The sequence below is a fragment of the Burkholderia sp. genome, assembly GCF_018375725.1.
In the GTDB taxonomy this organism is placed as follows: domain Bacteria; phylum Pseudomonadota; class Gammaproteobacteria; order Burkholderiales; family Burkholderiaceae; genus Burkholderia.
Genome location: NZ_JAHACR010000308.1, coordinates 1 through 4,821, shown reverse-complemented (window position 1 = coordinate 4,821; position 4,821 = coordinate 1). Strand labels below are relative to the sequence as shown.

Annotated in this window: 5 protein-coding genes, 1 tRNA gene and 1 pseudogene; 5 read left to right on the top strand and 2 right to left on the bottom strand. The window is 64.6% G+C overall.

The window, feature by feature from the left end:
• The coding region (locus KH616_RS21460; protein WP_292250603.1) for a squalene/phytoene synthase family protein at positions 1 to 574 on the bottom strand (574 nt) is incomplete at its 3' end.
• Positions 575 to 787: 213 nt separating this feature from the next.
• Here KH616_RS21460 and KH616_RS21455 point away from each other — a divergent pair.
• The 5 genes and pseudogenes from KH616_RS21455 (at position 788) to KH616_RS21435 (ending at position 4,381) form a co-directional block, all read left to right on the top strand.
• Positions 788 to 874, top strand: a tRNA-Leu gene (locus tag KH616_RS21455).
• Between the two features lie 172 nt (positions 875 to 1,046).
• Positions 1,047 to 1,532: pseudogene (locus tag KH616_RS21450) on the top strand (Arm DNA-binding domain-containing protein); the annotation flags it as partial.
• A 610-nt stretch (positions 1,533 to 2,142) separates the two neighbouring features.
• Positions 2,143 to 2,925, top strand: coding sequence for an amino acid ABC transporter substrate-binding protein (locus tag KH616_RS21445; RefSeq protein WP_292250601.1), 783 nt, complete (start codon positions 2,143 to 2,145; stop codon positions 2,923 to 2,925).
• 14 nt (positions 2,926 to 2,939) lie between these two features.
• On the top strand, positions 2,940 to 3,620 hold the full coding sequence (locus tag KH616_RS21440; RefSeq protein ID WP_292250599.1) for an amino acid ABC transporter permease: 681 nt from the start codon (positions 2,940 to 2,942) through the stop codon (positions 3,618 to 3,620).
• Positions 3,617 to 4,381 carry an amino acid ABC transporter ATP-binding protein gene (locus KH616_RS21435; protein ID WP_292250597.1) on the top strand — a complete coding sequence of 255 codons (765 nt, stop codon included), beginning with the start codon at positions 3,617 to 3,619 and terminating at the stop codon, positions 4,379 to 4,381. Before KH616_RS21440 ends, KH616_RS21435 begins: the two co-directional genes overlap by 4 nt.
• A 19-nt stretch (positions 4,382 to 4,400) precedes the next feature.
• Here KH616_RS21435 and KH616_RS21430 read toward each other — a convergent pair.
• Positions 4,401 to 4,821, bottom strand: a 421-nt coding sequence (locus KH616_RS21430) for an ATP-binding cassette domain-containing protein (protein ID WP_292250595.1), incomplete at its 5' end; no start/stop codon positions are given.

The window sequence follows — 4,821 nt, the reverse complement described above, 5'->3', positions numbered from 1 at the left end:
ACAGGTCGGCAGCTGTGACGTTGAAGCGCTGCAGCTCGTCGATCGGCAGGTAGATGCGGCCATGCCGTGCGTCGTTGCCGAGTTCCTGCACGAATTGCGCCAGCATCAGCGCGTGGCCGACCGCGTCCGCCCACGGCTGCGGGCCGGCCGGTTGTGCGGTGCTTGCACGCGCGACGAGCGCTGCGAAGCCGCCGCCGACCTTCGCAAGGTAGCGCTGCAGATTCGCGAGATCGAGATAGCGTGACTGTTCGAGATCCATGCCGTAACCGTCGACGAGCGTGCGCAACGCGTCGATTTCCGTCGAAATCGACGGATGGTGCGCGGCGAGCGCCTTCGTGACCGGATGCGACGGCTGGCCGGCGGCGAGCGCCGCGAGCTCCTTTTGCCACCATGCGAGCTTGGTGTGCCCGACGGTCGGGTCGCTCGTCTCCTTGACGGTTTCCTCGAGTTCGCGGCGCAGCGCGAAGAGGGCCGTGAGACGCGGCTGGACGGCAAGCGGCGCCTGCCGCAACGCATAGTAAGCACTGGAGCCGGGCAGGGCGGCTTTCTGCTGGCAATAGTCGTCGAAATTCACGTGCGGGATCGTGTCGAAGGCGGTCAACGGAACGGCGCCGCCGGAGGTGTCGGGCGCGGCATTCTAGCATCGGCGCATGTGGGCCGTCGGCCGGTGGAGACAACGCCGGGCAGATCGGGTAGAATCTCGCGCTCGCCTGATCGGGTACGCCGGCTCCAGCCGGTCCGGGCCCGGACGCATGCAGCGCATGCGCAAACAGGCGAAGCAGGATGCGCGTGAGTGGCGAAATTGGTAGACGCACCAGGTTTAGGTCCTGACGCCCGCAAGGGTGTGCCGGTTCGAGTCCGGCCTCACGCACCAGATACTGTTCCGGCATGTTCCGGAGAATTCCTGAAACCCGCGATAGCACAAGGCTTCGCGGGTTTTTTCGTTCCCGCGTTGTTCGGGTTAATTCGGTGGAAGCCGGTGCTATCGGGTGGTATTTGGGGTGGTACGGGCCGTCTTTCGGCTCGCTCTGCTCGGAGATACCACCATGCCGCTCACCGATACTCAGGTCAGGAATGCCCGCTACAACCCGGATGGCACGGGTAATCGCCTAGCTGACGGCGGACGGATGTATTTGCAATTGGACAAGTCCGGCGGAAAGTACTGGCGGATGAACTACCGGTTCGCGGGAAAGGACAAGACGCTGGCACTGGGCGTCTATCCCGACGTGCCACTGGCGGCGGCGCGCAAGAAGCGTGACGAGGCGCGCGAAAGGCTGGCGGCGGGCTCTGATCCGGGCGAAATTAAGAAAGCGGACAAGCGTGCCCTCAGAATCGCTGTCATGAACAGCTTCGAAGCGATTGCCCTTGCCTGGATGGAAGAGCGCCGGTCGTCGGTCGAGCCTGCGCAGTACGAGAAGACCATGGCGAGGTTCAGGAATGATGTGTTTCCTTGGATCGGCAAGCGTCCGATCGGCGAAATCGATGCGCCGGAATTGCTGGCGTTGCTCAAGACTCGCCGTAGCCGAGGCTCTGCATCACATCACGGGTGATGGTGTTACGGCAAGACGCCGATGCGCACCTTCCTCGATTCACTGGAACTCGCCAAGGAGAAACTCATTCCCCATTGATCGCTTCTTCTCTATCGACCCGACTACCTGTCAGATCGAGTCCCAGCTAATACACGTCAACGGCCTCCTGAACAAGTAGTGCCACCGGCCAATGCCTGGTCTCGCTATAGGTAAGTTGACACAGAGCTCCCATTAGACATCCTGCCGCTCTGATGCATGGTCGCCGCACACCTCACCGGTGTCACTTTGAATGCCGGTGAGGGTGGGGCGAAATCATAGAATCAAGCATGATCAGATTGCACGAGTATCAGGAGTACATGATCGAGGCAGTATGCGAGGTGGCCTTCGCAGTGCATGGGCAACGGCGCGGTGTCAGTCCTACAGTGCCCGGATACCTGCGCTTGTCCGAATCCGCCCCAAGGGAGCACGCCTCCCGCATTATTCACTCCACTCATATCCTTAGCCGATTTGCGTTTTTGCCGGCAAACGGCGCGTCGGTAGAATTCGCGGACGCCTCGCGCGGCAACCATACCTGCGAGTTTCCTCCCTCCATCCATCCTTCGGGGTCCGCACCATGAAACTCATCCGTTCCATTCTGCTCGTCGCGTTGCTGCCGATCGCTGCAGCCACGAACGCGTTCGCCGCCGACGATCTCGCGCAGATCAAATCGTCCGGCGTGTTCCGCGTCGGCACCGAAGGCACCTACGCGCCGTTCACCTATCACGACGAGACCGGCAAGCTAACGGGCTTCGATGTCGATATCGCGACCGCGATCGCGCAGCGCCTCGGCGTGAAGCCGCAGTTCGTCGAAGGCAAGTGGGACGGCCTGATTGCGGGCCTCGACGTGAACCGCTACGACGCGGTCGTCAACGAGGTGGCGATCACCGACGCGCGCAAGGCGAAATACGACTTCTCGACACCGTACATCACGTCGCGGGCGGTGCTGATCGTGCGGTCCGACAACACGACGATCCGCTCGTTCGGCGACCTGAAGGGCAAGAAATCGGCGAACACGCTGACGAGCAATTTCGGCAAGCTCGCCGCCGCGCACGGCGCAGATGTCGTGCCGGTGCAGGGCTTCAACGAATCGATCGACCTGCTGACGTCGGGCCGCGTCGATGCGACGATCAACGATTCGCTGTCGTACCTCGATTTCCGCAAGCACAAGCCGGATGCGAAGCTGAAGATCGCGGCAACCGACACGTCCGGCGCGGGCGACGATTCGGGCGTGCTGATCCGCAAGGGCAGCCCCGAACTGCGCACGGCGATCGACAAGGCGCTCGCCGATATCAAGACGGACGGCACCTACGCGAAGATCTCGCACAAGTATTTCGGTCGCGACGTGTCGCAGCAGTGACGCGGAGCTGAACGATGCCAGCATGGCTTCACCTGATGACGCAGTCGCTGTGGCCGCTGCTGTACGCGGGGCTCGTGTTCACGGTGCCGCTGACGCTGGCGTCGTTCGCGATCGGGCTGCTGCTCGCGTTCGCGGTCGCGCTCGTACGCCTGTTCGGGGCGCGCTGGGCGCAGGCAGCCGCGCGCTTTTACATCTGGCTGTTTCGCGGCTCGCCGCTGCTTGTGCAGCTCTTCGTGATCTTCTACGGGTTGCCGAACGTCGGCATCGTGCTCGATCCGCTGACGGCGGCCGTGATCGGTTTCTCGCTGAACGTCGGCGCGTATAACGCCGAGGTGATTCGCGGCGCGATCGAATCGGTCCCGAAAGGGCAGTGGGAATCCGCATATTCGATGGCGATGACGCGCGGACAGGCGCTGCGTCGCACGATCCTGCCGCAGGCGGCGCGGAGCGCGCTGCCTGCGCTGTCGAACGCGTTCATCTCGCTCGTCAAGGACACGTCGCTCGCGGCCGTGCTGACCGTGCCCGAGATTTTTCAGGCGGCGCAGCGCATCGCGGCCGTCACGTACGAACCGCTGATTCTCTATACCGAGGCTGCGTTGATCTATCTGCTGTTCAGCTCGGTGCTGTCCACCACGCAGCGCCGGCTCGAAGCGCACTACGGCCGTCACGCGCTGTTTCAGGCGGGGTTGCGATGATCCGTCTCGACCGCATCGACAAGTCGTTCGGCGCGCAGAGCGTGCTCGCCGGTATCGATCTCGCGCTGCAGCCCGGCAGCGTTACCGCGCTGATTGGCCCGTCCGGCAGCGGCAAGAGCACGCTGCTGCGTTGCGTGAACCTGCTCGAGGTGCCGGAGGCGGGCGCGCTCACGGTCGGCGATGCGCACGTCGCGTTCACGCCTGGCCGCAAGCCGTCGCGCGACGACGTGTTCGCGGTGCGCCGGCAGACGGGCATGGTGTTCCAGAATTTTCAGCTTTTCCCGCACCTGAGCGTCGTGCAGAACGTGATGGAAGGGCTCGTGACCGTGCAGAAGTGGCCGCGTGAGCGCGCACGCGAACGGGCGCTCGCGTTGCTCGCGAAGGTCGGCATTGCGGACAAGGCGGATGTTTGGCCGTCGACGCTGTCGGGCGGCCAGCAGCAGCGCGTCGCGATCGCGCGTGCGCTCGCGCCGTCGCCGCAGGTGCTGCTGTGCGATGAACCGACGTCGGCGCTCGATCCGGAGTTGTCCGTCGAAGTCGTCGAGGTGCTGCGGCAGCTCGCGCGTGAAGGCACGACGATGCTGATGGCGACGCACGACCTGCGGCTGGCTGCGTCGATCGCGCACGATGCGGTGTTTCTCGCCGGTGGCCGGGTGGTCGAAGCGGGCGCGTCGCGCGATCTGTTCATGCGGCCGCGCGATCCGCGTACCGCGCGTTTCGTCTCGACGCTCGCGCAAGCGGAAGCGGAAGCGGTGTTCTGACTGAACGGCGCGAGCCGGATCAGCCGTCCGCCGTCGCGTACCGGTCGAGCCGTTCCAACAGATCCAGGCGCAGCTGCGCGAGCAGCGGATCGTGCCGCTCGCGCGGACGCGGCCGGTCGATCGGGATTTCACGCTCGATACGACCCGGATCGGCCGCGAGCAGCAGCACGCGATCGCTCAGGTACAGCGCTTCGTCCAGATCGTGCGTGACCACGAGCGCGCTCATGCCGTGCGTCGCGACGAGCCCGAGCAGCAACGCTTGCAGCCGCATGCGCGTCATGGCGTCGACCGCGCTGAACGGTTCGTCGAGCAACAGCAGCGCGGGTCGCGAGAAGAGGCCGCGCGCGAGCGCGGCGCGCTGCGCCATGCCGCCCGACAGCGCGGACGGCAACGCGTGCGCGAATGCTCCGAGGCCGACTTCGTCGAGAAGCCGTGCGACA